The organism is Rhodovulum sp. MB263, assembly GCF_002073975.1.
Taxonomy (GTDB): Bacteria; Pseudomonadota; Alphaproteobacteria; order Rhodobacterales; family Rhodobacteraceae; genus Rhodovulum.
On sequence record NZ_CP020384.1, the window covers coordinates 2,697,651 to 2,722,325 of the forward strand.

Genomic DNA, 24,675 nt, shown 5'->3' on the forward strand with positions numbered 1-24,675 from the left:
TCGGCCGATGGCCAGACGGCGGAAGACATCGTCCGAAGGCTGCGCCGGATCCGGCATTACGGTCTGGCATCGCGCGACAGGGCCTTCGAGGACCAACGCAGGCCGCATGATCCCGCGATAGCGCAGGCGAGAGAAGACAGTCCGCGCCGAGAGGCGGCCTGCCCCCCGCCCCTCGCGTCCGGAGGCCGTGCAGCAGCATTATGGGGCAGAGACCTGACCGCAGGCCTTTCCCGCCATCGCCCGGCGGGGAGGCGCGAAAGGTCCGGATCCGCAGAACGCACCGCCATACGATCCGCTCGATGCCCGGCCGGATCGCTTGCAGCGGCGGCGGCCACCCGCGGTCACAAAGCCCGGGATTGGCACGCCCCCGTCGCGCCGAAAACCCGCGCGCGGAGGACGGCCAGAAGCAAGAACCCCGCCTGTTTCGGGCCGGGCGATCCGGGAAGACCGGATGCCGGGAAAGCCGCGACGCCCGGCTCCGCAACGAATGGCTCAAGGGAAAGCTCTCACGTACGCCGCGCGCCCGGCGCCCATCCCGTACGGGTAATGCCTCGCCGCTTCCGCCCGCTCTGACAGCGCATCGCGCCGCAGACCCCGGTGGCGCGGGGGCCGGATCTCGACCGCGGGCCGGCCGGTTGGCGCCCCTCGGGCCGACAGGGCCTCAGCGACCGGTCGCGACCGGCGCGTAGCCCGCCCCGATCAGCGCACCGCGGGCCCGGCCCATGCTGTCGCGATCGCCGAAGGGCCCGGCGAAGATGATGGTCACCAGCGCGCCATCGGCCATCACCCGCCCCTGCCGCGCGGGCAGGCCCAGGCGGCGCAGATCGGCGACGGCCTCGGCGGCCGCATCGGATTCGGGAAAGGCTCCGACCTGGATATAGCGACGGCCCGAAGCGGAAGCGCCAGCCACCGGCGCCACGGCCGATACCGCCTTCCTCCGGCCCGGATCGACAAGGCGCTGCGGAACCTGCTCTGTCCAGACGCTCCGCATCTGGGCATCGCCCCATTCGGTGCGCGGCCCGCGCAGCGGATTGAGGCGATCGTCTTCCCAGACCTCGCGATAGCCGGGGGGCACCTGCAACGGCGCCACCCCGGCAGTGACCGGTTCCGCACGAAGCGCACCGGTGCCGCCCGCGCAAAGCGCAAGCGCGACGGTCGCGGCCTGACAATATCTCGGAAAGCCCATGTCGATCTCACCCGTTTGCAGGGAATGCTGCCACCGCCTCCGGAAGGAGTAAAGCCGGAACTCCGCTACCGCGTTCCGAACATCCTGTCGCCGGCATCGCCGAGCCCGGGCATGATATAGCCCTGCTCGTCCAGCCGCTCGTCGAGCGAGGCGGTCACGATCGGCACATCGGGATGGGCCTCCTTCATCCGGGCAACCCCTTCGGGCGCGGCCAGAAGGCACATGAAACGGATGTCATTGGCCCCGGCCTGCTTCAGCAGATCGACCGCAGCGGCCGAGGAATTGCCGGTGGCCAGCATCGGGTCGACCACGATCACCAGCCGGTCCTTCAGATCCTGCGGCACCTTGAAGTAATACTGCACCGGCTGCAGGGTCTCTTCGTCGCGGTAGAGACCCACGAAGCCCACCCGCGCCGAGGGCACCAGTTCCAGCACCCCGTCCAGTAACCCGTTGCCCGCCCGCAGGATCGAGATCAACGCCATCTTCTTGCCCGCCAGAACCGGCGCGTCCATCTCGCGAAGCGGGGTCTCGATCCGCCGCGTGGTCATTTCCAGCTCGCGGGTGATTTCATAGGCCAGAAGCTGGCTGATCTCGCGCAGAAGCTGCCGGAACCCGGCGGTCGATGTGGCCTTGTCCCGCATCAGCGTCAGCTTGTGTTGCACCAGCGGGTGGGTAACGACGGTCAGATGGTCATACATCGGCGGCCTCCAGGCGTGTCTTTAGCTTTGCGCGGGTCTCCGCATCGCAGAAGGCGGCGTCGAGCGCCACCCGGTTCATCGCGGCAAAATCGCTGTCTTCCCAGCCGAAGACCTCGGCCAGCCGGGCATATTCGCGCCGCATCGAGGTGTGGAAGAAGGGCGGATCGTCGGTCGAGACGGTCAGCTTGACGCCCGCGCGCCTGAGCCGCTCGACCGGATGCGCGGCCAGCGAGGGGTATAGCCCCAGCGCCACGTTGGACCCGGGACAGATTTCCAGCACCGTGCCCGCCTCGACCAGATGATCGACGAGACCCGGATCCTCGATGGCGCGCACGCCATGGCCGATGCGGTCGACCCTGAGACCGGCCAGCGCCTCGCGCACCGAGGCCGGACCGCACCATTCGCCGGCATGCACAGTCAGCCCCAGCCCAGCCTCGCGGGCCATGTCGAAGGCATAGGCAAAATCGCGCGCCCGCCCGCGGCGCTCGTCGCCCGCCATGCCGAAGCCGACGACGAAATCGCCCGCGGTCTCGGCAGCGCAAAGCGCGGCCTCGCGCGCCCGCTCGGGGCCGAAATGGCGGATGCAGGTCACATTGGCGCGCAGCAGGATACCCTGGCCCTCGGCCCGTCCGGCCGCCTCGCGGATCGCCTCGAGATGCTCGACCCAGGCCGAAAGATCGCAGCCGCCGCAGAAATCGGGCGCGAGGAAGGTCTCGAGATAGATCACCCCCTCGGCCGCCGTCTCCTCGAGCACGGCCGCTGTCAGCCGGGCATAATCCTCGGGTGTCCTCAGCGCCGAGGACGCGGCCTCGTAGATGTCGAGAAACTGCAGGAAATCGCCGGTGACATAGCCGCCCCCGGCATCGAAAATGCGGGAAATGTCCAGGTTTCGCGCCCGGGCCATATCGCGGATCAGGGCCGGCGGCGCCGCGCCCTCCAGGTGGTGGTGCAATTCGATCTTGGGCAACTCGGTCACAGGAAACTCCGTCCGGGGCCTTGGGGGGAAACGCCCAGATGGGCGGCGATGCTGGCGGCGGTATCGGCGAAGGCGCGCAGGCCCAGCGCGCGCGTGCCGCGCCCAGCGCCGATCACCGGCACCCGCTCGCGGGTATGGTCGGTGCCGCGCCAGGTCGGGTCGTTGCCGTGATCGGCGGTGATCAGCACGAGATCGCCGGGCCGCATCCGCCCGAGGATGCGCGGCAGGGCGGCATCGAACCACTCCAGCGCCCGGGCATAGCCCGCAACATCGCGGCGGTGGCCGTAGAGGCTGTCGAATTCGACGAAATTGGCGAAGGTCAGGCTGCCCTCGGGGGCCGCTTCCATCAGATCGGCCCAATGCTCCATCAACTCGGCATCGGGACCGGTCCGGACCTCGTCGATGCCCCGCATCGAGAAGATGTCTCCGATCTTGCCGATGGCCTGCACCCGCCGCCCTTCGGCCTGCACCCAGTCGCACAGCGTGGGGGCCGGCGGCGCCATCGCATAATCGTGGCGGTGGGCGGTCCGGGTGAAGCCCGCTGCGGCGCTGCCGATGAAGGGGCGCGCGATGACCCGGCCGATCCGCATCGCATGGAGCCGGGGGGCGATCGCCGCGCAGAGCGCCAGCAGCCGGTCGCGCCCGAAGCGTTCCTCATGGGCCGCGATCTGCAAGACGCTGTCGGAGGAGGTATAGAGAATCGGCCAGCCCGTCCGCATATGCTCGGCGCCGAGCCGCTCGAGGATCTCGGTGCCCGAGGCGTGGCAATTGCCGAGCGTACCCCCGGTGCCCGCAAGCCGGCGGATCTCGGCCAGAAGATCCTCGGGAAAGGCAGGGATCTCGCGCGGGAAATAGCTCCAGTCCCAGGGCAGCGGCACCCCGGCCAGTTCCCAGTGGCCCGAGGGCGTGTCCTTGCCGCGCGACAGCTCGGTCGCCGCGCCCCAGAGCCCCTGCGGCCGGGCGCCAAGCCCCGGCGCAGCCTCGCCCGAGGCCAGACGGATCGCGGCGCCAAGGCCCAACGTGTCGAGATTGTGCAATTTCAGCGGGCCGGACCGGCCGGTCTCGGCGCGGCCTTCGGCACAGGCCCATGCGATATGAACAAGCGTATTGGCGCCGGTATCGGGCAGACCGTCATTGAAGAACTCCGCCGCATCGGGTGCGCCGCCGCAGCCGACCGAATCCATCACCACCAGGAAGGCCCGCGTCATCGCAGGACCCTCTGATGCACCAGAGGCGGGATATCGGGCATCTCGTCGCCCATCCGGAACGCCGCGCGCACCCCGGCCTGAACCGCCTCGGCATCGGCCTCGCTGGCGGCATGGACGATGGCCAGCGGCTCGCCCGGCGCGATCCGGTCGCCCAGCGCCGCCATCTCGGCCAGCCCCACCGCCGGATTGATCCGGTCGCCCTCGCGCCGCCGCCCGCCGCCAAGCGCCACCACCGCACGCCCCAGCGCCGCGCCGTCGATTTCCTGAACGATGCCGGCATCGGCGGCCGTGACCTCGTAGAGGACGGGCGCGGCCGGCAGCCGGTCGGGCCAGCGCTCGATGAAATCGGCCGGGCCGCCGAGCTCGGCGACCATCTCGCCGAATTTGAGCACCGCATCGCCCGTCTCGATCGCCCGGCCGATACGCTGCGCGCCATCGGCGGCATCCGCGGCCAACCCACCCAGCGCCAGCACCTCGCCGCCAAGCGCGCAGGTCAGATCCCAGAGCGCGGGCGTGACGCCGGTCCCGGTCAGGGTCTCCATCACCTCGATCACCTCGAGCGCATTGCCCGCCGCGCCCACCAGCGGCTGGGACATGTCGGTGATCAGCGCGGCCGTCATGCAGCCTGCCCCCTGGGCGGTCGCGACCAGCGCGCGGGCAAGATCCTCGGCCTCTTCCATGTCCTTCATGAAGGCGCCCGAGCCGACCTTGACGTCGAGCACCAGCGCCTCGAGCCCGGCGGCCAGCTTCTTCGACAGGATCGAGGCGGTGATCAGGTCGATGCTCTCGACCGTGCCCGAGACATCGCGGACCGCGTAAAGCCTGCGGTCGGCGGGGGCGATATCCTCCGAGGCGCCGACGATGGCGCAACCGACCTGGGCGGTCACCGATTTCAGCGCGGCGACCGGGACCTCGCCGCGATAGCCGGGAATCGATTCGAGCTTGTCGAGCGTGCCGCCGGTATGACCGAGCCCCCGCCCCGAGATCATCGGCACGAACGCCCCGCAAGCCGCCAGCGCGGGCGCCAACACCAGCGAGACGCAATCGCCGATACCGCCGGTGGAATGCTTGTCGAGCACCGGGCCCGGCAGGTCCCAGTCGAGCACCTTGCCGCTGTCGCGCATCGCCCGCGTCAGCCCGACCCGCTCGGGATCGGTCAGCCCGTTCAGGAGCACCGCCATGGCGAAGGCCCCGGCCTGGGCATCGGTGACCGCGCCGGAAGCGAGGCCGTCGGCGAACCAGCGCAGCTGCTCTTCGGTCAGGGTTTCGTCATCGCGGACCCGCGCGATGATGCTGCGGGCATCCATCTCAGCGGCCCATATGCGCGGGCGTGAAGGCGCCGGGCAAGAGCTCGGCCATGGTGACATGCCGGGTGGCGCCGCCGGTGGTGGCCAGCGTCACCGGAACCCCGGGCGCGGCGAATTCGGCCAGTTTCTGGCGGCAGCCGCCGCAGGGTGGCACCGGATCGGGACTGTCGGCGATGACCACGACCTCGCGGATCTCGCGACAGCCCGCGGCCACCATGGCGGCAATCGCGCCAGCCTCGGCGCAGGTGCCCTGGGGATAGGCCACATTCTCGACATTGCAGCCGACATGGATCCGCCCGTCCGCCCCCAGCAGTGCCGCCCCGACCCTGAAGCGCGAATAGGGGGCATAGGCGTTTTCGCGCACCGCGCGGGCAGCGGTCAGTAGCGGCATCGGATCCTCCGTTTCCAGGACAATCTGCGGTGCCGCCGCGACCGATGCAAGCCCGCCCGGAATTGCGACGATTCAGCGCGCCTGGCGGGCGATTGCGCTAACATTCGCAGATGGAAGAGTTTCTATCTTGCGCAACTCAAAGTCGGTGCGTAACAGAATTGCGCCAGCTACGCGGAGGGAAGGAAAGTCATGTCATATGCCGAGGTCTACGAGCACTGGAAAACGGACCCCAACGGCTTCTGGATGGAAGCCGCGGAGGCGATCGACTGGGTGGAAAAGCCCTCCAAGGCGCTGTTCGACGAGAATGCCCCGAATTACGAATGGTTCAGCGACGGCATGGTGAACACCTGCTGGAACGCGGTCGACCGCCATGTCGAGCAGGGCCGCGGCGAGCAGGTCGCGATCATCTATGACAGCCCGATCACCCATACCAAGCGCGAGATCACCTATGTGGAACTGCGCAACCGCGTGGCGACGCTGGCGGGGGCTCTGCGCGACAAGGGCGTGACCAAGGGCGACCGGGTCATCATCTACATGCCGATGATCGTCGAGGCGCTGGAGGCGATGCTGGCCTGCGCGCGGCTGGGTGCGGTGCATTCGGTGGTGTTCGGCGGCTTTGCCGCGCATGAGCTGGCGGTGCGGATCGACGATGCCAAGCCGAAATGCATCATGGCCGCCTCCTGCGGGATCGAGCCGGGTCGCCTGGTCCATTACAAGCCCCTGCTGGACGGCGCCATCGAGCAGGCCAAGCACAAGCCCGAATTCTGCGTGATCTACCAGCGCGAACAGGAAGTGGCGCAGCTGACCGAGGGCCGGGACGTGAACTGGCACGGTTTCCAGTACGGCGTGCGGCCAGCCGAATGCGTGCCGGTCGAGGGCAACCACCCCGCCTATATCCTGTACACCTCGGGCACCACCGGCCAGCCCAAGGGCGTGGTCCGTCCGACCGGCGGCCATCTGGTGGCGCTGAACTGGACGATGAAGAACATCTACAACCTCGATCCCGGCGACGTGTTCTGGGCCGCCTCGGATGTGGGCTGGGTCGTGGGCCACAGCTATATCTGCTATGCCCCGCTGATCCACGGCAACACCACCATCGTCTTCGAGGGCAAGCCCGTGGGCACCCCCGATGCCGGCGTGTTCTGGCGGGTGATCTCGGAACACAAGGTGAAAAGCTTCTTCACCGCGCCAACCGCCTTCCGCGCCATCAAGCGCGAGGATCCGAACGGCGAATTCCTCAACAAATACGACCTGACCGGGCTGAAGGCGCTGTATCTCGCGGGCGAGCGCGCCGATCCGGACACCATCAAATGGGCACAGCGGATGCTGGGCGTGCCGGTGATCGACCATTGGTGGCAGACCGAAACCGGCTGGGCCATCGCGGGCAACCCGCTGGGGATCGAGAAGCTGCCGGTGAAGGTCGGCTCGCCCTCGGTGCCGATGCCGGGCTATGACATCCACATCCTCGACGAGGGCAGTCATGAGGTCGGCCCGGGCACCTTGGGCGCCATCGCGGTCAAGCTGCCGCTGCCTCCGGGCACGCTGCCCACGCTGTGGAACGCGCATGAGCGGTTCGAGAAATCCTACCTGACCCATTTCCCCGGCTATTACGAGACGGGCGATGCGGGCTACAAGGACGAGGACGGCTATCTCTACATCATGGCGCGGACCGATGACGTCATCAACGTCGCCGGGCACCGGCTCTCGACCGGCGCGATGGAAGAGGTGCTGGCCAGCCATCCCGACGTCGCCGAATGCGCGGTGATCGGCGTGGCCGACGAGCTGAAGGGGCAGTTGCCGATGGGCTTTCTCTGCCTCAATGCGGGCTGCAGCCGCGATCACGGCGAGATCCTCCGCGAATGCGTCACGCTGGTGCGCAACCAGATCGGCCCGGTCGCTGCCTTCAAGCTGGCCTGCATCGTCGACCGCCTGCCCAAGACCCGGTCGGGCAAGATCCTGCGCGGCACCATGTCCAAGATCGCCGACGGGATGGATTTCAAGATGCCCGCGACCATCGACGACCCCGCGATCCTCGACGAGATCGCCGATGCGGTAAAGCGGCTGGGCTATCCGCAGGCGGCCTGAGCCCCCGCATCCCCCTGCCTCAGGGGCCCCGCATCGGGCCCCTGAGCGGAAAAAAAACCGAAAACCGGGGCCGGCGCATGGACAACCTTGCGTCGGCTCTCGTATTTTTTACCATTACTGCAGGTTTTTTCCGCGATACCGCGTAAACCAACCAATAGACAGGTTGGTATGCGGCCTCATGCGGGATAATAAGATAGAAATGCAACTCATGCGAGTGCAGCAATGTTGCCGATGCCGGAACGCACCCCCCCTGGCGACAGGGGTCTAGGCTTGGCGGACCGCGGCTTTCGCGCGGATCTGTCCGAGACCGGGCGTGGCGCGCAAAAGCGCGCGGCGATGCTGGGTCATGACATGCGCTCGGCGATCGCAGATATTCTCGGCGGGTTGTCACTGGCCGAGCTGGGGCCCCTCGACCCTGATTCCAGGCTGCAGCTCAAACGGGTCCAAAGCGCCGCCGAACAGCTGGCGCGCCTGACCGACGAGACCCTGGCGTTGATCACCGGCGACGAGATCGACCAGCTTGAGGCGCCGATCCATACCGCGCTGCTGCCCTTCCTCGAGCGCATCGCCGGGCGCTGGCAGGCCCATGCCGAGGAACACGGCCTGGCTTTCGCGCTCGATATCCATACCGACCTGCCCGGCATCATCGGCACCGATCCGGCAGCGCTCGAACGGATTCTCTCGAATCTCATCAGCAATGCGATGAAATACTCCGCCGCCGGTACGGTGCGGCTGAAAACCCATATGGGCCCGCGGGAATCGCTCTGCTTCAGGGTGCGCGACACCGGACCGGGTTTTTCCGAGGAGGCCATGGCCCGGCTGTTCGAATTCGCCGGGCGCCCGGCCGAAAGCAGCCAGCCGGGCAGCGGTCTGGGCCTGCATATCGTGCGCGACCTGGCCCGGCGGGTGCGCGGCCAGCTCCAGCTGGTCAATCTTGCCGAGGGCGGCGCCGAGGTCTCGGTGATCCTGCCGCGCTCGGCCTGGGCGCCGGGCGTGCAGACGCGGGGCGATCTGCGCGACCTGCCCGACCTGTCCTGCTGCGACGTGCTTCTGGCCGAGGACAACCCGACCAACCAGTTGCTGATGCGGCAGATGCTCGAAACGCTGGGGGCACGCTGCACCATGGTCAAGGACGGTCAGGCCGCAGCCGAGATCCTGGCGGCGCGTCGTTTCGACCTGGCCCTGATCGACATCGAGATGCCGCGCCTGTCGGGCATCGACGTGATCCGGCGGCTGCGGACGTCCGAGGGCGACAGTCCGGGAACGGCCGTGCTGGCGGTGACGGCCTTCGTGCTTGCCGCCAATCGGGACCAGATCTATGCCGCCGGCGCCGACGGCATTCTGGCCAAGCCGATCATGAGCCTCGACGCCTTCGGCGAGGCGATCATGGGGGTGCTGAACCGGCGGCCCTGCAACTGCGCCCACGTCTCCGAGCGCCCCGTACCCTTCGACGCGCTGCATCTCGACCGGCTGCTGGCGCTGGCCGGACCGGAAGACGGGCGCGAGCTTCTGACCCGGATGCATGACGATCTCGAGGCCGTGCGCGCCGGCCTGGTCGAGGCACTCGAACGTGGCAACCGGACGATGCTGCTGTCGCAGGCCCATGTGCTGATCTCGCTGGCCGGCGCGGTGGGCAATGGCACGTTGCAGGCGCTTGCGGAACATCTGAACTCCGCCGCCCGCAGGCAGGACAACACCGAGGTCGGACAGCTCGGTCCGCAGATCGTCGCGCATATCGAAGAGCTCTGCACCGCGCTCGAGGCCGAATTCGCCACCCGTTACAGCAAGGCAGGCGCATGACCGTCCCCCCGCTTCTTTTGATCGAGGACACGCCCTCGCTTCAGATGATCTACGAGACGGTGCTGCGCAATGCCGGCTACAAGGTGGTCTCGGCCTCGACCGCCGCAGAGGGACTGGCCGCCTTCCGCGAGCTGCGACCGCAGGTCGTTCTGCTCGACCTGATGCTGCCCGACCGTCCCGGGCAGGAACTGTTGCAGGAATTCCTGGCGCTCGTCCCCGAGACCCGGGTGATCGTGGTCACCGCCAATGGCTCGATCAACCGCGCGGTCGAGGCGATGCGCGCGGGGGCCTATGAATTCCTGCTCAAGCCCTTCAACGAACAGCGCTTCCTGCATGCGGTCGAGACCGCGCTGGCCGAGCGCAGGGCGGCCGACCCACCGCCTGCCCCGGCGCCGACCCGGACCACGTTCGAGCCGCCCTCGGGCTTCGTCGGCAGCTCGCCCCAGATGGTCGCGGTCTATGACCGGATCGCCTCGGTCGGCCGCTCGAAAGCCACCGTCTTCATCACCGGCGAAAGCGGCACCGGCAAGGAGATCTGCGCGCAGGCGGTGCATGCCGCATCGGCCCGTGCCGACGGGCCCTTCGTGCCGCTGAACTGCGCCGCGATCCCGCGCGATCTTCTGGAATCCGAGGTCTTCGGTCATCTCAAGGGCGCCTTCACAGGGGCGCTGGCCGACAAGCCGGGGGCGGCGGCGGTGGCCGATGGCGGCACGCTCTTCCTCGACGAGATCTGCGAAATGGACATGGGGCTTCAGACCAAGCTCCTGCGCTTCCTGCAGACCTCGACGGTGCAGCCCATCGGTGCCTCGCATCCGCGCAAGGTCAATGTCCGGATCGTCTGCGCCACCAATCGCGATCCGCTGGAAGAGGTCCGGCTGGGCCGGTTCCGCGAGGATCTGTATTACCGGCTGCATGTGGTGCCGATCCATCTGCCGCCGCTGCGCGAGCGCGGCGAGGATGTGGTCGAGATCGCGCAATCGGCGCTCGAGAAGCTCTCGGCCGAGGAAGAGCGCAGCTTCGACCGGCTGGCGCCCGAGGTCGCGCAGCTGTTCCGACGCCTGCCCTGGCCGGGAAATGTGCGCCAGTTGCTGAACGTGCTGCGCCATGCGGTGGTGCTGAACCAGGGGCCGGAAATCACGCTGGAGATGCTGCCGATCGCGCTGCAGCAGGAACATGACCGGATCACCGCCTCGGGACGGGGCATGTCCCGGGCCATGGACGGCGATGCCGAACCGATCCAGATCGAGGATCTGATCGGACGGACGCTGGCCGAAATCGAGCAAGTGGTGATCGAGGGCACCATCGCCCGCGAAGGCGGCTCGTTGCCGCGCGCGGCACGCGTGCTCGACGTGTCCCCCTCGACCCTCTATCGCAAGCGCGAAGCCTGGGCGCGCAAGCAGCAGGACACCCATACCGATGGCACCGAAGCGGATCTTCACACCACGCATTGACGCTCCGCCTGCACCGCCACCGGGGGGCCCGTCTCCGATCGGCCCCGAGGCGGGGACCGGAACGAACAGCCTCTGAATGCAGACCGCGCCCGGATGTTTGATCCCATGGTTTGAGGATGCGGTCCATTCGTCGAAATGGAACCCCATGGCCGAGCTTCGTCATGGCGGTGCCACGACCGCGCGCCGTGTCAGAGTGGCAACATGAGCCGATTGCAAGCCCGAGTGCGGCGCTGAGCCGGAAGCTCGGCGGTGAGCGTGACCGGAAAACGATCCCCGGATCGTTTCCTTGTTGTCCTTGCCATCCAGGGACACGACGCCTTCGGGCCGGGCGACCATGGCGGAGAGGCGCCACGTTATCCGGTCCGCAGGCTGATGCCGCACGCGGGCGCGGAAGCGTTCGGTGACGCGCAGCGACTTGTCTTGCCGCTGAAGCCGGGACCGCCGCTCGGCACCCCGGCTATTGACGCGGACTGAACCTTACCCCTTCCGCTTCAGCAAGCGCATCGCCCGGTTCGAAACGCGGGATGTCAGGGGCCTGAGCGACCGGTTCCTCGATGACGGCCGGACGAGCAGCCTGCCTGCCGGGTCCGGGCGCTCGCCCCCGGACTGCCGGACTGCCGCTCGGGCATGGCCTGTCAGTCCGATCCGACGCGCCCGGCTTGCTCCGGTCCCGGGCGACATCCCGGCCAGGCGGCCGAGGCCCGCCCGCTCGAACCTTCCAGGATGCACCTCCGGGCCCCTGTCGGACGCGGGGATGCAATGGTGCCGACAGGATCCATCCTGCTGAAAAGGGTGAAGCCTATCGGGCCCTTCACGGGCATCCACCAGCTTGCGGGTTTCAGGCGAAAGGCTTCAGAGGAACTGCTCGCGCAACAGCCGTTCCTCGAGCCCGTGGCCCGGATCGAACAGGATGCGGTGCCGTATCGTCGCTTCCGAGCGGATCTCGACCTTGCTGACCACCCCTGCCCCGCGACTGTCGCCCTCTGTCATCACCGGCCGCTTGCGCGGCTCGAGCGCCTCGATCGTCACCGTCGCCCGCTTGGGCAGCAGCGCCCCCCGCCAGCGCCGCGGCCGGAAGGGCGCGACCGCGGTCAGCGCCAGAACATCCGACCCGATCGGCAGGATCGGACCATGGGCGGAATAATTATAGGCGGTCGAGCCCGCCGGCGTCGCCACCAGCGCCCCGTCGCAGACAAGCTCTTCGAGCCGGACCTTGCCATCGACCGAGATCCGGAGCTTGGCCGCCTGCGGCCCGGCGCGCAGAAGGCTGACCTCGTTGATCGCCAGCGCCTCGACCACGGTCCCGTCCGGCCGCGTCGCCTTCAGCCGCAGCGGGTTGATGATCTCTTCCTCCGCCGCCGCCAGCCGGTCGGCCAGCCCGTCCTCGTGATACTCGTTCATCAGAAAACCGATGGTGCCGCAATTCATGCCGTAGACCGGCAGATCGAACCCCTGGGTGGCATGCAGCGTCTGCAGCATGAACCCGTCGCCGCCCAGCGCCACGATCACCTCGGCCTGTTCCGGCCTGCATTGTCCGTAGCGCACCGTCAGCCGGCCGAGCGCCCCTTCGGCGCTTGCGGTCTCGCTTGCCAGAAAGGCAATCCTCGTCGGTCCGGCCATGTCCTGTTCCCTCGCGTTTCCGGCCAAGTCTTCGCGCGCGCCGATCGGAAACACAAGGCCCGCATCCGACCCGCGGGAGCGGCCGAACCGGGCCAGATCGGGCTTTTTCAATGCCCGGCCTTCCGATAGAACCCACGGCATCCGGCTCTGGCTGTCCCGAGGAGACCCAACATGAACGCCCATCACCAAGACAGCGGCTTTTTCGCCGATGACCTTGCCACCCGTGATCCCGAGATCGCCCGTGCCATCGGTCTGGAGCTTGGCCGCCAGCGCGACGAGATCGAGCTGATTGCCTCCGAGAACATCGTCAGCCGCGCCGTGATGGAGGCACAGGGTTCGGTGATGACCAACAAATATGCCGAAGGCTATCCGGGCCGGCGCTATTACGGCGGCTGCCAGTTCGTCGACATCGCCGAGAACCTGGCGATCGAGCGGGCCTGCAAGCTGTTCGACGTGGCCTTTGCCAATGTGCAGCCCAATTCGGGCAGCCAGGCCAACCAGGGCGTCTTCACCGCGCTTTTGAAACCCGGCGACACCATCCTCGGCATGAGCCTCGACGCGGGCGGCCACCTGACCCATGGCGCCGCCCCGAACCAGTCGGGCAAATGGTTCAACGCGGTCCAGTACGGCGTGCGCGAAAGCGATCTCGAGGTCGATTACGACCAGATCGAGGCGCTGGCGAAAGAGCATCAGCCCAAGCTGATCGTCGCGGGCGGTTCGGCCATTCCGCGCATCCTCGACTTCAAGCGCTTCCGCGAGATCGCCGACATGGTCGGCGCCTGGCTGATGGTCGACATGGCCCATTTCGCGGGGCTGGTGGCGGCCGGGCTCTACCCCTCGCCCTTCCCGCATGCGCATGTCGCAACGACGACCACCCACAAGACCCTGCGCGGTCCGCGCGGCGGCATGATCCTGACCAATGACGAGGCGCTGGCCAAGAAGTTCAACTCGGCCATCTTCCCGGGCATCCAGGGCGGTCCGCTGATGCATGTGATCGCAGGCAAGGCCGTGGCCTTCGGCGAGGCGCTGCGCCCCGACTTCAGGACCTATCAGGAACAGGTCATCAAGAATGCCAAGGCGCTGGGCGCGGCACTGGTCGAGGGCGGGCTGAACCTCGTCACCGGCGGCACCGACAGCCATGTGCTGCTGGTCGATCTGCGACCCAAAGGCGTGAAGGGCAACGCCACCGAAAAGGCGCTGGGACGGGCCCATATCACCTGCAACAAGAACGGCATCCCCTTCGACAGCGAGAAGCCCACGATCACCAGCGGCATCCGTCTGGGCAGCCCCGCCGGGACGACCCGCGGCTTCGGCGAAGAGGAATTCGCCCAGATCGGCCGCTGGATCACCGAGGTCGTGGACGGTCTGGCCGCCAATGGCGAAGAGGGCAACTCGGAGGTCGAGACCCGGGTCAAGGCCGAGGTCGAGGCGCTCTGCGCCCGCTTCCCGATCTATCCCGCGCTCTGAGCGCATAACAGGACCCGGACCGGAAGGGGCAGCCCCGGCTGCCCCTTTTCCTTTCTGGAAAAGGCCCGCGCACTCTGGCACCGGCCGCCGCCCGGGGGTATCTCTGCCCCATGCTCGCGACACAGATCCACGGCGACCGCAGCGCCGTCCCGCCCATCCTGATCGTTCATGGCCTGTTCGGCTCGGCCCGCAACTGGGGGGCCGTCGCACGCCGCCTGTCCGACAGCCGCCGGGTCGTCGCGGTCGACATGCGCAACCATGCCGACAGCCCCTGGACCGCCACCCATCGCTATCCCGAACTTGCCGCCGACCTGGCCGAGGTGATCGCGGCCGAAGGCGGGCGGGCCGATGTCATCGGCCATTCGATGGGGGGCAAGGCCGCGATGATGCTGGCGCTGACCCGGCCCGAGACGGTCGGACGGCTGATCGTGGCCGATATCGCGCCGGTCGCCTATGGCCACAGCCAGACCGGGCTGATCCAGGCCATGCGCGGGCTCGACCTCTCGGCCATCTCGCGGCGCAGCGAGGCCGACCGGGCGCTGGCGGCCGCTATCGGGGACCCGTCGACCCGGGCCTTCCTGCTGCAATCGCTGGATCTGCGCGCCGAGCCGCCGCGCTGGCGGCTCAATCTCGACACGCTCGAAGCCGAGATGCCCCATATCACCGGCTGGCCCGACACTGTCGAAGGCCGGTTCGACGGCCCGACGCTGATGCTGACGGGGGCCTTGTCCGATTATGTCGGCCCCGGGGACCGGGACCGGATCAAGGCGCTGTTCCCCGCGGCCCGCTTCGCCAGGATCCCCGGTGCCGGCCACTGGCTGCATGCCGACAAGCCGCGGGAATTCGAAGCGGCGGTGCGGGCCTTCCTCGAGATGCCGCCTAGCCCTCGGGCCTGAGGATCCGCGTCAGCGTGCCGTCCTTCTTGATGTATTGCCCCATCAGCGCGGCCGCCACATGCAGCAGCAGAAGCAGCACCAGGATCACCCGGAACCCGGCATGCAGCCCCGCCGCCAGCTCGGAGCCCAGCCACCAGGCCAGCATGCCGGTCGCTGGCAGCGCCACCATCAGCACGTAAAGCGCGCCATGGATCACCCGGGCCAGCATCACCTGGGCGGGCGTATGGCCTGGATCGGGAGCGGGCACGCCATGCAGAAAGCGCAGTCCCAGCCGCCAGAAGGCCAGCACCAGAATCGCCAGCCCGATCAGAATATGCAGCGCAACCAGAACGGTGACGCCCTTCTCGCCCGTCTCCATGTAGCGCCCGAAGGCCTGCCCGATGCCCTCTGCGAACAGGAATTGCAGCACGACAAGACCGAACACCGCCCAATGCAGACGGATCTGCATCCGTGAATAACCCGTAACCGACATCGACGACCTCCGATGATCCGTTTCCTGAAGCGACCGCCCGGGGACCGGCGGCCGGTAGACGGCCTCTGGCCGGGGCGACAGCGACGGGCATCGGCATGCCGGCGCTCGTCTGCGTCACCGCGGCAAGGCTCATGCCCGTCAGGCTAGAGGATTTCCATGCGCCCGGGAGTGCGGCCTGGCGAAGCATCCCGGGGTCCCGGCACCGCGGCTCAGAACGACCAGACCCGGGCGCGGCGGTCGAGAAGATCGCGGGCCATGGCACCGGGACGGGCGACGCCCACCCCCTCGATCAGCGCCTCGGGCCCGGCGCCGCGCCCGGGCAGGTAGATCGCGCAGACCCCGACCCGCGCGCCCTTGCCGATCGCGGTCCGCAGCGCGGCCTGCGGGCTCAGACCGGCCGGAGGCTGGGGCGCCAGCGCCGTCTCGGGTGGCGCGGCAAGCGCGATATCACCCGCCGGACCGCAGAGCAGGATCTCGGTCTCGACCCCGCGCTCAAGCGCCTGCAGCGTCAGTACCATCGCCATCAGCTGGGTTTGCGGCGCGGCATCGGTCAGCACCGTGACGAGCCGGCGCACATCCTTCGCCGCCGCCGGAGCGGCCGCCAGTGCCAGCGTCAGCGTCAGCCCGAGCGCCGCCATTCTCGGGGCTCTGAGGAAAGTCTTTGCGAGGGTCATGGCCCATCTCCCTGTCTTTGGTGATCTTCGGACAGGTGATAGGGCATGGGTGCGTGCCCCGGCGGTGACAAAGGCACAGAACCGGGCATGGCGCGCGCGCCTCCGCGCCTGACGTTGGGGAAGCCCGCCTTGATGCGGATCAAACCGGCCTGCCGGGGCCCATGTTAGGCTGGCCCATCGGCGACGCGGCAGCGGCGGTGATTGCCGGGCGGGGGAGCGCGAAGCAGATGATCTCACTCGACGATATCGAAGACATGACCGATCTCTCGCGCGACGAGATCTCGGCCATTGCCGAACATGAGAACCTGCCCGAGGCCGATGCATCGCTTCTGGGCGATTACCTGATGCATCTGCATCACGGCCCGCAACGGGTCCAGGCGATGATCTGCGAGGATATCCGCGCCGCCCTCCATCGCGACGATACCCGCCGCGCAGCCGAGCTTTACGCGGTGCTACACTCTTTCCTGGCAAGCCATCCCGAAGCCGCGCAAGGCACGTCCTAGCCCGAGCACCGCGACCCGAAGGCCGCCCCCGAGATGCCTCTTGTAAGCACCGCCGGGGGGCGGAAACAGGCTCAGACCTCCGGCAGGCCGCCCCGCAGGCGTTCCTCCCTTGAGCGGACCGACCAGCGCGGATCGGCCTCCTTGATCCGGCGCGAGACGACATAGGCTGCGGGCCAGGCCAGAATGCAGCCGATCCCGGCGCCGATGGCGATGGCGGTCCAGCTGTAGAAGCCCAGCGAGAACATGACGATCACGATCGCCCCGGTGATCACGGCCCCGCTCATCGGGGTCAGGAGCAGGCTCAGACGGTCCATGATTTCCCTCCCTTGTCATGGTTAACGCAAGGGAAATACGCAGCGACCGCAGATCCGGATGCCGTCGCCCGGGGCACGACGCATCACGAAGCGGTGAAAGGCGGGGAATGGGAAACCGTCAGGGCTCAGGCGGGAAGTCGGGCGGTGACCTCGATCTCGATCTTCATCTCGGGCTCCATCAGCCCGGCCGTGATCATCGTGGCCGCGGGCCGGGCCCGGGCAAAGGCCTCGGAGACGACAGGCCAGCAGGCGGGCCAGTCGGCCCGGTCGGGCAGGATGTAGCGGACCCGGACGACATCGTCGAGCGAGGCCCCTGCCGCGGCCAGCGCAGACGCGATCGTGGCCAGCGCATTGGCGCATTGGGTCTCGACCGCGTCGGGCATGGTCATGGTGGCATAGTCATAGCCGGTCGTGCCGGCCACGAAGACCCAGCCATCGGCGATGACGGCGCGGGAATAGCCGATCTTCGCCTCGAAGGGCGATCCGGTCGAGATCAGACGGCGCGCCATACCTCAGCCCGCGGTCTTTCCTTCCTTCTTGCTGTCAGCATAGATCATCAGGGGCGCGGCATCGGCATTGACCGCTTCCTCGTTGACCACGACCTCCTGCACCGCATCCATGCCCGGCAGATCGAACATGGTGTCGAGCAGGATATCCTCCATGATCGACCGCAGACCGCGCGCACCGGTCTTGCGCGCGATGGCGCGCTTGGCGATGGCGGACAGCGCATCCTCGGTGAAGGTCAGCTGGGTATCTTCCAGCTCGAACAGCCGCTGATACTGCTTGACCAGCGCGTTCTTCGGCGCGGTCAGGATCTGCACCAGCGCGGACTCGTCCAGATCGGTCAAGGTGGCGATCACCGGCAGACGGCCGACGAATTCGGGGATCAGGCCGAATTTCAGCAGATCCTCGGGTTCGAGTTCGGTGAACACTTCGCCGATTCCGCGCGAATCGTTATCCTTCACATCGGCGCCGAAGCCGATGGCCGAGCCCTTGCCGCGCTGCGAGATGATCTTCTCGAGGCCAGCGAAGGCACCGCCGCAGATGAAGAGGATATTGGTGGTGTCGACCTGCAGGAATTCCTGTTGCGGATGCTTGCGCCCGCCCTGCGGCGGCACCGAGGCGACAGTGCCCTCCATGATCTTCAGGAGCGCCTGCTGCACGCCCTCGCCCGACACGTCGCGGGTGATCGAGGGATTGTCGGACTTGCGGGTGATCTTGTCGACCTCGTCGATATAGACGATGCCGCGCTGTGCGCGCTCGACATTGTATTCGGACGCCTGCAGCAGCTTGAGAATGATGTTCTCGACATCCTCGCCGACATAGCCCGCCTCGGTCAGCGTGGTCGCATCGGCCATGGTGAAGGGCACGTCGAGGATGCGCGCAAGTGTCTGCGCCAGAAGGGTCTTGCCGCAGCCGGTCGGGCCGATCAGCAGGATGTTCGATTTCGCCAGCTCGATATCGGCGGATTTGGCGCCATGATTGAGCCGCTTGTAATGATTGTGCACCGCGACGGACAGCACCCGCTTGGCATGCATCTGGCCGATCACGTAATCGTCCAGCACCTCGCAGATGTCGCGGGGGGTGGGCACGCCATCGGTCGACTTCAGCCCCGAGGACTTGGTCTCCTCGCGGATGATGTCCATGCACAGCTCGACGCATTCGTCGCAGATGAAAACGGTCGGCCCGGCGATAAGCTTGCGCACTTCATGCTGGCTCTTGCCGCAGAACGAGCAGTAAAGCGTGTTCTTCGAGTCGCTGCCGGAATTCGTCGCCATGTCGGTCCTCTGCGGTCGTGGTCTGTGCGGTCCTGCACCGGGCAGGAACGCCTCGCCTTCCCCGGTCACCTCGGCCTTCCGATCAGGGTAGGGCAAGGCGGAGCGGGGCACAATGTCAAATTCCTCACCCTGGCGCAGGGCCGGTCCGGCCCCGCCCCGGGGTGGCGGCGGTTACTTCTTCTCTTCGAGGGCGCTGCGGCTTTCGACGATCTCGTCGATCAGGCCCCAGTCCTTCGCCGTCTCGGCATCCATGAAGTTGTCGCGCTCGAGCGCGTCGATCACGCTCTGAAGATCCTGACCGGTATGCTTCACGTAGATCTGGTTCAGCCGGTCCTTCAGCTTCTGGGTCTCCTGGGCATGGATCATGATGTCCGTCGCCTGGCCCTGGAAGCCGCCCGAGGGCTGGTGCACCATGATCCGGCTGTTGGGCAGCGAGAAGCGCATTCCCGGCGCGCCCGCGGTCAGAAGCAGCGAGCCCATCGAGGCCGCCTGCCCCACCACCAGGGTCGAGACCTTGGGCTTGATGTACTGCATGGTGTCGTAGATCGAGAGCCCCGAGGTCACAACGCCGCCTGGACTGTTGATATACATGGAGATCTCTTTGGACGGGTTCTCGGCCTCGAGATGCAGGAGCTGGGCCACGATCAGGCTCGACATGCCGTCATGGATCGGGCCGGTGATGAAGATGATCCGCTCCTTCAGCAGGCGCGAGAAGATGTCATAGGCCCGTTCGCCGCGCGAGGTCTGCTCGACCACCATGGGCACCAGGTTGTTCATGTAATGCTCGATCATGTCGGTCATAGTCGCCTGCCTCTGGGTACATTCGGCCGTTGGATGCTGACGGGTCCGGCCTGTCAGCCCGCGTGTCGGAAGAGTCTTAGTTTCGCACCAGACTCCCTGCAAGGGCCATAGCCGCTTTTCCTTTCTCCGCCCCCCGGGCCGCGACGCCCGCCCCGACCGCGATGCTAAGCGCAGGGCACGCGGCACCAACGCGGCAAGGACGGGGTTCGGCGGAAGATCGGGCGGCACCGCAACATCGCGACGCAGGACCAAGCCGGCCCGCGCGCCGTGTTCGCTGTGCCTGTTATTCGGGCAGTGTCTTCCGGATATCGCCCAGATCGAGAACCGGCGCCGCATCGAGATTGCCCGCATCGAGCAGCGACGCGACCCGCTCGAGCGCGGCCACCAGCATCGCCTGTTCCCAGTCCGGCAGCCTCTCGAAGGCGATCACGTAGCGATCATGCAGCGGATCGGGGGCGCGGTCGATCGACTCGCGGCCAAGCCCGGTGATGGCGATGATCATCTGCCGCCGGTCGGTTTCCGAGCGCCGCCGGTCGACAAGCCCCTTGGCGACCAGCCGGTCGATCAGCGTGGTCATCGTCGCCTGCGACACCCCCATCCGGGTGGCGATGGTCTTCGGCGTGCTCTGCCCGGTCTCGGCCACGATCTGCAACACGCGAATCTGTACCGCGGTCAGCCCCGCGGCACGCGCCAATTCCCGGCCGTAAAGCTCGGTTGCCCTCAGGATCCGCCGCAACGCGACAAGGCTCAGTTCGGACCGTTTCATACCACCTCCATCTTCCGGCAGCACACTGACGGAGAACGATTTTCATCAATCGCGGACGGGCGCAAGGGCAATGAGCTTCGCAAGACAAACTGACCCGAAGAAGATCGCGCAATCCGGGGTTGTTTCCTGCCTAGATGATCCGTACTTCTTAGCTCATTTAGGCGGCTTTATACCAAATTTTGTGCCTTTTGCATCGGCATATTGAAATTTCGCAAGACTAACTATATTGAAATACCCGAGCCACAAGGAGGACAGCAGAACCATGGCACTCACGATCCAGTCCAGCCCCCGGCGCGCCGAGGCGCCCATCACATTCCGACCGCCAACCGGCGAGGATGGGGCCGCGGTCTGGGCTCTGGTCCGCGCCTGCAAGCCGCTCGACGAGAATTCGATGTACTGCAATCTGATCCAGTGCGACCACTTCGCCGACACCTGCATCCTGGCGGAAATGGACGGCGAAGCGGTGGGCTGGATCTCGGCCTACAGGCTTCCGGACGCCCCCGAGACCCTGTTCGTCTGGCAGGTCGCCGTGTCGGACAAGGCGCGCGGTCGCGGCCTCGGGCGGCGGATGCTGTCCGAGCTGCTGGAACGCGAGGCCTGCGACGGCGTGATGCGGCTGCAGACCACCATCACCCGCGACAACGACGCGTCCTGGGGGCTGTTCCGCGGCTTTGCCCGCAGGCTCGGCGCCCGGATCGAGGATACGCCCCATTTCACCAGGAGCGAGCATTTCGACGGTCGCCACGCCACCGAGCACATGGTGACGATCCGTCTGGCCGAGGCGCTGTCCCGGGCCGCGTAAGCCAACGCGTTCCGTCTTTCACCTTTTCCTTTTTCAGAAATCCGAGGACGTTCCCATGTCGACTGTCGAGACAGCCGAAACCACCATTGCCGAACCCACCATTTACGACCGACGCGAATCGGAGGTCCGGTCCTATTGCCGCAACTTCCCCGTCAGCTTTGCCCGCGCAGAGGGCGCGACGCTGACCGATGCCGATGGCAATACCTATATCGACTTCCTGGCGGGCTGTTCGTCGCTGAATTACGGCCATAACGATCCCGACATGAAGGCCGCGCTGATCGCGCATCTCGAGCAGAACGGCCTCGCCCATGCGCTCGATCTTCACACCGAGGAGAAGGCCGCCTTCCTGACCGCCTTCGAGCACCACATCCTGCATCCCCGCGGCATGGAGCATCGGGTGATGATGACCGGCCCGACCGGGACCAATGCGGTCGAGGCGGCGCTGAAACTCGCGCGCAAGGTCACCGGACGGCGCAATGTGATCGCCTTCACCAACGGCTTTCACGGCATGACGCTGGGCGCGCTGGCGCTGACCGGGAATTCCGGCAAGCGCGGCGGCGCGGGCGTTCCGCTGCCCGACGTGACCCATATGCCGTTCGAGAATTCGATGGGCGATCTCGACACGCTCGAGCATCTCGACGCGATGTTGTCAAACCCCTCCTCGGGCATCGACGCCCCCGCCGCCTTCATCGTCGAGCTGGTGCAGGGCGAAGGCGGGCTGAATGCCGCCTCCTGCGAATGGGCCCAGGGGCTGGAGCGGCTGGCGAAGAAACACGGCGCGCTCTTCATCGTCGACGACATCCAGGCCGGGATCGGCCGCACCGGCAGCTTCTTCAGCTTCGACCATATGGGCATCGACCCCGACATGGTGACGCTGGCCAAGTCGCTGTCTGGCTTCGGGCTGCCCTTCGCCTGCACGCTGATCCGGCCCGAACACGACATCTGGAAGCCGGCCGAACATAACGGCACCTTCCGCGGCAATACCCATGCCTTCGTGACCGCCCGCGTCGCGCTGGAGAAATTCTGGGCCGATGACGACCTGCGCAACGAGGTCGCGCTGAAATCGCAGGTGCTCGAAGAGCGGCTGAGCCAGATCGGTAACCGGGTCGGGGGCGCGACGCTCAAGGGCCGCGGCATGATGCGCGGCATCGACCTGGGCGACGGCGCGCTCGCCGGACGGATCTGCGCCGAATGCTTCCGGCGCGGCCTGATCATCGAGACCTCGGGCGCGCATGACGAGGTGGTCAAGGTGCTGGCGCCGCTGACCATCCCGATGGAGCAGTTCCGCAAGGGGCTCGATATTCTCGACGCGGCCGTGGAGGCCTGCGTCCCTTTCGCCATGGCAGCGGAGTAAGACAATGATTATTCGAGATTTTCACAAACTCAAGGATACTGACCGCGCGGTCTCGGATGCGCGCTGGACCTCGGTAAGGATGCTGCTGGCCGATGATGGGATGGGCTTTTCCTTCCACATCACGGTGCTGCAGGCCGGTTCGGAACACACGTTCCACTACAAGCACCATTTCGAAAGCGTCTACTGCATCTCGGGCAAGGGCTCGATCACCGATCTGGCCTCGGGCGAGACCTATCAGATCCGCCCGGGCGTGATGTACGCGCTCGACCAGCACGACCACCACACCCTCCGTGCCGAAGAGGAGCTGGTGATGGCCTGCTGCTTCAACCCGCCGGTCACCGGCACCGAGGTTCACCGCGAGGATGGCTCCTATGCCCCCGTGGAAGAGCTTACCGACTGAACCCGCAGGAGACCGGCCCCTGGCTGGCCCCGGGCCAGCCCGCGGGTCGGCCCGAGACCGGCCCCAATGACAGGACGCCCCGGGGCAACCCGGCGGGCGCAACAACAGTGACCAAGCGACAGCATACCGTCGAGAAGATCGGCGGCACATCCATGGCGCGCGTCCACGAGCTTGTGGACACGCTTTTCACCCGCGGCCGCGAGGCCCCGGAATACGGCCGCATCTTCGTGGTCTCGGCCTTCGGCGGCATCACCGACCTGCTGCTCGAACAGAAGAAGACCGGAGAGCCCGGGGTCTACGGGCTGTTTTCCAATGCCGACAATGATCATGCCTGGTCGGACGCGCTGAACCGCGTCGCGGGCGCGATGCGCGAGGCCCATGGCCGGGTCCTCGACCATCCCGCCGACATCGCCGCCGCCGACGATTTCGTGCGCGAGCGGATCGAGGGCGCGCGGTCCTGCCTGATCGACCTGCAGCGGCTCTGTTCCTACGGCCATTTCCGGCTGGCCCATCACATGGGGCTGATCCGCGAGCTGCTGTCGGGGCTGGGCGAGGCGCAGTCGGCTTTCGTGACCGCAGCGCTTTTGCGCCGCCGGGGGATCGATGCGCGCTTCGTCGATCTGTCGGGCTGGCGCGACGAGACCGAATGCACCCTCGAGGAACGCATCATCGAGGGCCTGCGCGATGTCGACATCTTCCACGAGATGCCGATCGTGACCGGCTATGCGCAATGCTCCGAGGGGCTGATGGCCGAATTCGACCGCGGCTATTCCGAGGTGACCTTCGCCCGGATCGCTGCCCTCACCGGCGCCGGCGAGGCGATCATCCACAAGGAGTTCCACCTCTCCTCGGCCGATCCGAAACTGGTCGGCGCCGAGGCGGTGGTGAAGATGGGCCATACCAATTACGACGTGGCCGACCAGCTGTCGAACATGGGCATGGAGGCAGTTCATCCGAAGGCCGCCAAGATGCTCCGGCAGGCGGGCATTCCGTTGCGCGTGACCAACGCCTTCGAGCCCGAGGATCCGGGCACGCTGATCGACGATGCCGAGGGCGAGGCGCCGCGGGTCGAGATGGTGACCGGGCTCGGGGTCTATGCGCTCGAACTGTTCGAACAGGACATGGTCGGCGTGAAAGGCTACGACAGCGCCATCCTCGACGTGCTGACCCGGCACAAGGTGCGGATCGTCGCCAAGACCTCCAATGCCAACACCATCACCCATTATCTCGACGCGCCGCTGAAGCTGGTGCGCCGGGTCGAGCGCGATCTCGAGGCCAGGTTCCCGGGCGCCACGCTGACCGCGCGCAATCTCGCGGTGGTGGCGGCGATCGGGCGCGACCTGAAGGGGCTGAAGGTGCTGGCCCGCGGTCTCTCGGCGCTCGATGCGGCCGGGATCGAGCCGGTTGCCGTGCAGCAGACCACGCGCGATGTCGATGCCCAGTTCGTGGTCCCGCGCGAGGACATGGAACCCGCGATCCGGGCATTGCATGCAGCCCTGGTCGAAGAAGATTGCCAGCAGGAGGCAATTGCCGCCTGACCCGGCGGGGGGCCCGTGACGGCCGCCTTCGTCCGCCGGTCGGGCCTTTTGGCCAGTTGGGAAAGGTTGCGGCAAGCGTCAGCGCCGCGAAAAGAGCTTCGGGTCGCGGTCATATCGGGCCGCGACCCGCTTTGATTTCATCAGCCTGCAAAAGCGGAACCCGATGCGGTTGCGGCATCTGCCGCCCC

General features: G+C 67.1%; 25 protein-coding genes. 11 read left to right on the forward strand and 14 right to left on the reverse strand.

All coding sequences use genetic code 11. The features are described 5' to 3' along the window. Positions 1-661 precede the first annotated feature (661 nt). The 6 genes from B5V46_RS12570 to B5V46_RS12595 all read right to left on the reverse strand — a co-directional run bounded on the left by B5V46_RS12570 (position 662) and on the right by B5V46_RS12595 (position 5,766). A complete protein-coding gene (locus B5V46_RS12570; RefSeq protein ID WP_080616922.1) occupies positions 662-1,186 on the reverse strand; it encodes an SPOR domain-containing protein in 525 nt (174 codons plus the stop codon). 65 nt (positions 1,187-1,251) lie between these two features. Further along, positions 1,252-1,884 carry a uracil phosphoribosyltransferase gene (upp, locus tag B5V46_RS12575; protein WP_075782631.1) on the reverse strand — a complete coding sequence of 211 codons (633 nt, stop codon included), beginning with the start codon at positions 1,882-1,884 and terminating at the stop codon, positions 1,252-1,254. Beyond that, positions 1,877-2,860 carry an adenosine deaminase gene (locus B5V46_RS12580; RefSeq protein ID WP_080616923.1) on the reverse strand — a complete coding sequence of 328 codons (984 nt, stop codon included), beginning with the start codon at positions 2,858-2,860 and terminating at the stop codon, positions 1,877-1,879. The genes upp and B5V46_RS12580 overlap by 8 nt, the downstream gene beginning before the upstream one ends. Beyond that, a complete protein-coding gene (locus B5V46_RS12585) occupies positions 2,857-4,068 on the reverse strand; it encodes a phosphopentomutase (protein ID WP_080616924.1) in 1,212 nt (403 codons plus the stop codon). Before B5V46_RS12585 ends, B5V46_RS12580 begins: the two co-directional genes overlap by 4 nt. Continuing rightward, positions 4,065-5,375, reverse strand: coding sequence for a thymidine phosphorylase (locus tag B5V46_RS12590; protein ID WP_080616925.1), 1,311 nt, complete (start codon positions 5,373-5,375; stop codon positions 4,065-4,067). Before B5V46_RS12590 ends, B5V46_RS12585 begins: the two co-directional genes overlap by 4 nt. 1 nt (position 5,376) lies before the next feature. Then, the gene (locus B5V46_RS12595; protein ID WP_080616926.1) at positions 5,377-5,766 is read right to left on the reverse strand and encodes a cytidine deaminase; all 390 of its coding nucleotides are present in this window, start codon (positions 5,764-5,766) and stop codon (positions 5,377-5,379) included. Between the two features lie 189 nt (positions 5,767-5,955). On the opposite strand from B5V46_RS12595, the gene prpE reads away from it, so the two are divergent. The 4 genes from prpE to B5V46_RS19830 all read left to right on the forward strand — a co-directional run bounded on the left by prpE (position 5,956) and on the right by B5V46_RS19830 (position 11,576). Then, positions 5,956-7,851: a propionate-CoA ligase PrpE gene (gene prpE, locus B5V46_RS12600; RefSeq protein WP_080616927.1), complete on the forward strand. Its 1,896-nt coding sequence runs from the start codon at positions 5,956-5,958 to the stop codon at positions 7,849-7,851. A gap of 270 nt (positions 7,852-8,121) precedes the next feature. Further along, positions 8,122-9,651, forward strand: coding sequence for a response regulator (locus B5V46_RS12605; RefSeq protein ID WP_196774244.1), 1,530 nt, complete (start codon positions 8,122-8,124; stop codon positions 9,649-9,651). Then, complete coding sequence (locus tag B5V46_RS12610; protein WP_080616929.1) at positions 9,648-11,102, forward strand: sigma-54 dependent transcriptional regulator; 1,455 nt, start codon at positions 9,648-9,650, stop codon at positions 11,100-11,102. Before B5V46_RS12605 ends, B5V46_RS12610 begins: the two co-directional genes overlap by 4 nt. A 249-nt stretch (positions 11,103-11,351) precedes the next feature. Further along, positions 11,352-11,576: a hypothetical protein gene (locus B5V46_RS19830; protein WP_155774043.1), complete on the forward strand. Its 225-nt coding sequence runs from the start codon at positions 11,352-11,354 to the stop codon at positions 11,574-11,576. Between the two features lie 378 nt (positions 11,577-11,954). On the opposite strand, the gene B5V46_RS12615 is transcribed toward B5V46_RS19830, so the two are convergent. After that, entirely contained in the window at positions 11,955-12,722 is a 768-nt protein-coding gene (locus tag B5V46_RS12615) for an NAD kinase (RefSeq protein WP_080618050.1), read from the reverse strand. Between the two features lie 171 nt (positions 12,723-12,893). Here B5V46_RS12615 and glyA point away from each other — a divergent pair, with 171 nt between their 5' ends. Together glyA and B5V46_RS12625 are read left to right on the forward strand one after the other, a co-directional pair. Further along, entirely contained in the window at positions 12,894-14,189 is a 1,296-nt protein-coding gene (gene glyA, locus B5V46_RS12620; protein ID WP_080616930.1) for a serine hydroxymethyltransferase, read from the forward strand. 110 nt (positions 14,190-14,299) lie between these two features. After that, positions 14,300-15,085 carry an alpha/beta fold hydrolase gene (locus B5V46_RS12625; protein ID WP_080616931.1) on the forward strand — a complete coding sequence of 262 codons (786 nt, stop codon included), beginning with the start codon at positions 14,300-14,302 and terminating at the stop codon, positions 15,083-15,085. Here the strand turns inward: B5V46_RS12625 and B5V46_RS12630 are convergent. Next, a complete protein-coding gene (locus B5V46_RS12630; protein WP_080616932.1) occupies positions 15,069-15,557 on the reverse strand; it encodes a cytochrome b in 489 nt (162 codons plus the stop codon). The genes B5V46_RS12625 and B5V46_RS12630 overlap by 17 nt on opposite strands. Before the next feature lie 209 nt (positions 15,558-15,766). Beyond that, entirely contained in the window at positions 15,767-16,231 is a 465-nt protein-coding gene (locus tag B5V46_RS12635) for a hypothetical protein (protein ID WP_231119110.1), read from the reverse strand. 227 nt (positions 16,232-16,458) lie between these two features. Here B5V46_RS12635 and B5V46_RS12640 point away from each other — a divergent pair, with 227 nt between their 5' ends. Beyond that, positions 16,459-16,734 (forward strand): hypothetical protein, encoded by a 276-nt coding sequence (locus tag B5V46_RS12640; RefSeq protein ID WP_080618051.1) that lies wholly within the window; start codon positions 16,459-16,461, stop codon positions 16,732-16,734. A 71-nt stretch (positions 16,735-16,805) separates the two neighbouring features. On the opposite strand, the gene B5V46_RS12645 is transcribed toward B5V46_RS12640, so the two are convergent. From B5V46_RS12645 to B5V46_RS12665, 5 genes are all read right to left on the reverse strand, one after another. Next, positions 16,806-17,048 carry a hypothetical protein gene (locus B5V46_RS12645; protein ID WP_080616934.1) on the reverse strand — a complete coding sequence of 81 codons (243 nt, stop codon included), beginning with the start codon at positions 17,046-17,048 and terminating at the stop codon, positions 16,806-16,808. Between the two features lie 125 nt (positions 17,049-17,173). Next, positions 17,174-17,557 carry a RidA family protein gene (locus tag B5V46_RS12650; protein WP_080616935.1) on the reverse strand — a complete coding sequence of 128 codons (384 nt, stop codon included), beginning with the start codon at positions 17,555-17,557 and terminating at the stop codon, positions 17,174-17,176. A 3-nt stretch (positions 17,558-17,560) separates the two neighbouring features. After that, positions 17,561-18,826, reverse strand: coding sequence for an ATP-dependent Clp protease ATP-binding subunit ClpX (clpX, locus tag B5V46_RS12655; protein WP_080616936.1), 1,266 nt, complete (start codon positions 18,824-18,826; stop codon positions 17,561-17,563). A 171-nt stretch (positions 18,827-18,997) separates the two neighbouring features. Then, positions 18,998-19,627, reverse strand: a complete 630-nt coding sequence (locus B5V46_RS12660; protein WP_080616937.1) for an ATP-dependent Clp protease proteolytic subunit — start codon at positions 19,625-19,627, stop codon at positions 18,998-19,000. A gap of 283 nt (positions 19,628-19,910) precedes the next feature. Then, the gene (locus tag B5V46_RS12665; protein ID WP_080616938.1) at positions 19,911-20,393 is read right to left on the reverse strand and encodes a MarR family winged helix-turn-helix transcriptional regulator; all 483 of its coding nucleotides are present in this window, start codon (positions 20,391-20,393) and stop codon (positions 19,911-19,913) included. A 262-nt stretch (positions 20,394-20,655) separates the two neighbouring features. On the opposite strand from B5V46_RS12665, the gene ectA reads away from it, so the two are divergent. From ectA to B5V46_RS12685, 4 genes are all read left to right on the forward strand, one after another. Beyond that, a complete protein-coding gene (gene ectA, locus B5V46_RS12670) occupies positions 20,656-21,195 on the forward strand; it encodes a diaminobutyrate acetyltransferase (RefSeq protein WP_080616939.1) in 540 nt (179 codons plus the stop codon). 55 nt (positions 21,196-21,250) lie between these two features. Beyond that, complete coding sequence (gene ectB, locus B5V46_RS12675) at positions 21,251-22,549, forward strand: diaminobutyrate--2-oxoglutarate transaminase (protein WP_080616940.1); 1,299 nt, start codon at positions 21,251-21,253, stop codon at positions 22,547-22,549. A 4-nt stretch (positions 22,550-22,553) separates the two neighbouring features. Next, on the forward strand, positions 22,554-22,949 hold the full coding sequence (locus B5V46_RS12680) for an ectoine synthase (RefSeq protein WP_080616941.1): 396 nt from the start codon (positions 22,554-22,556) through the stop codon (positions 22,947-22,949). A 107-nt stretch (positions 22,950-23,056) separates the two neighbouring features. Beyond that, complete coding sequence (locus B5V46_RS12685) at positions 23,057-24,487, forward strand: aspartate kinase (protein WP_080616942.1); 1,431 nt, start codon at positions 23,057-23,059, stop codon at positions 24,485-24,487. Positions 24,488-24,675 lie beyond the last annotated feature (188 nt).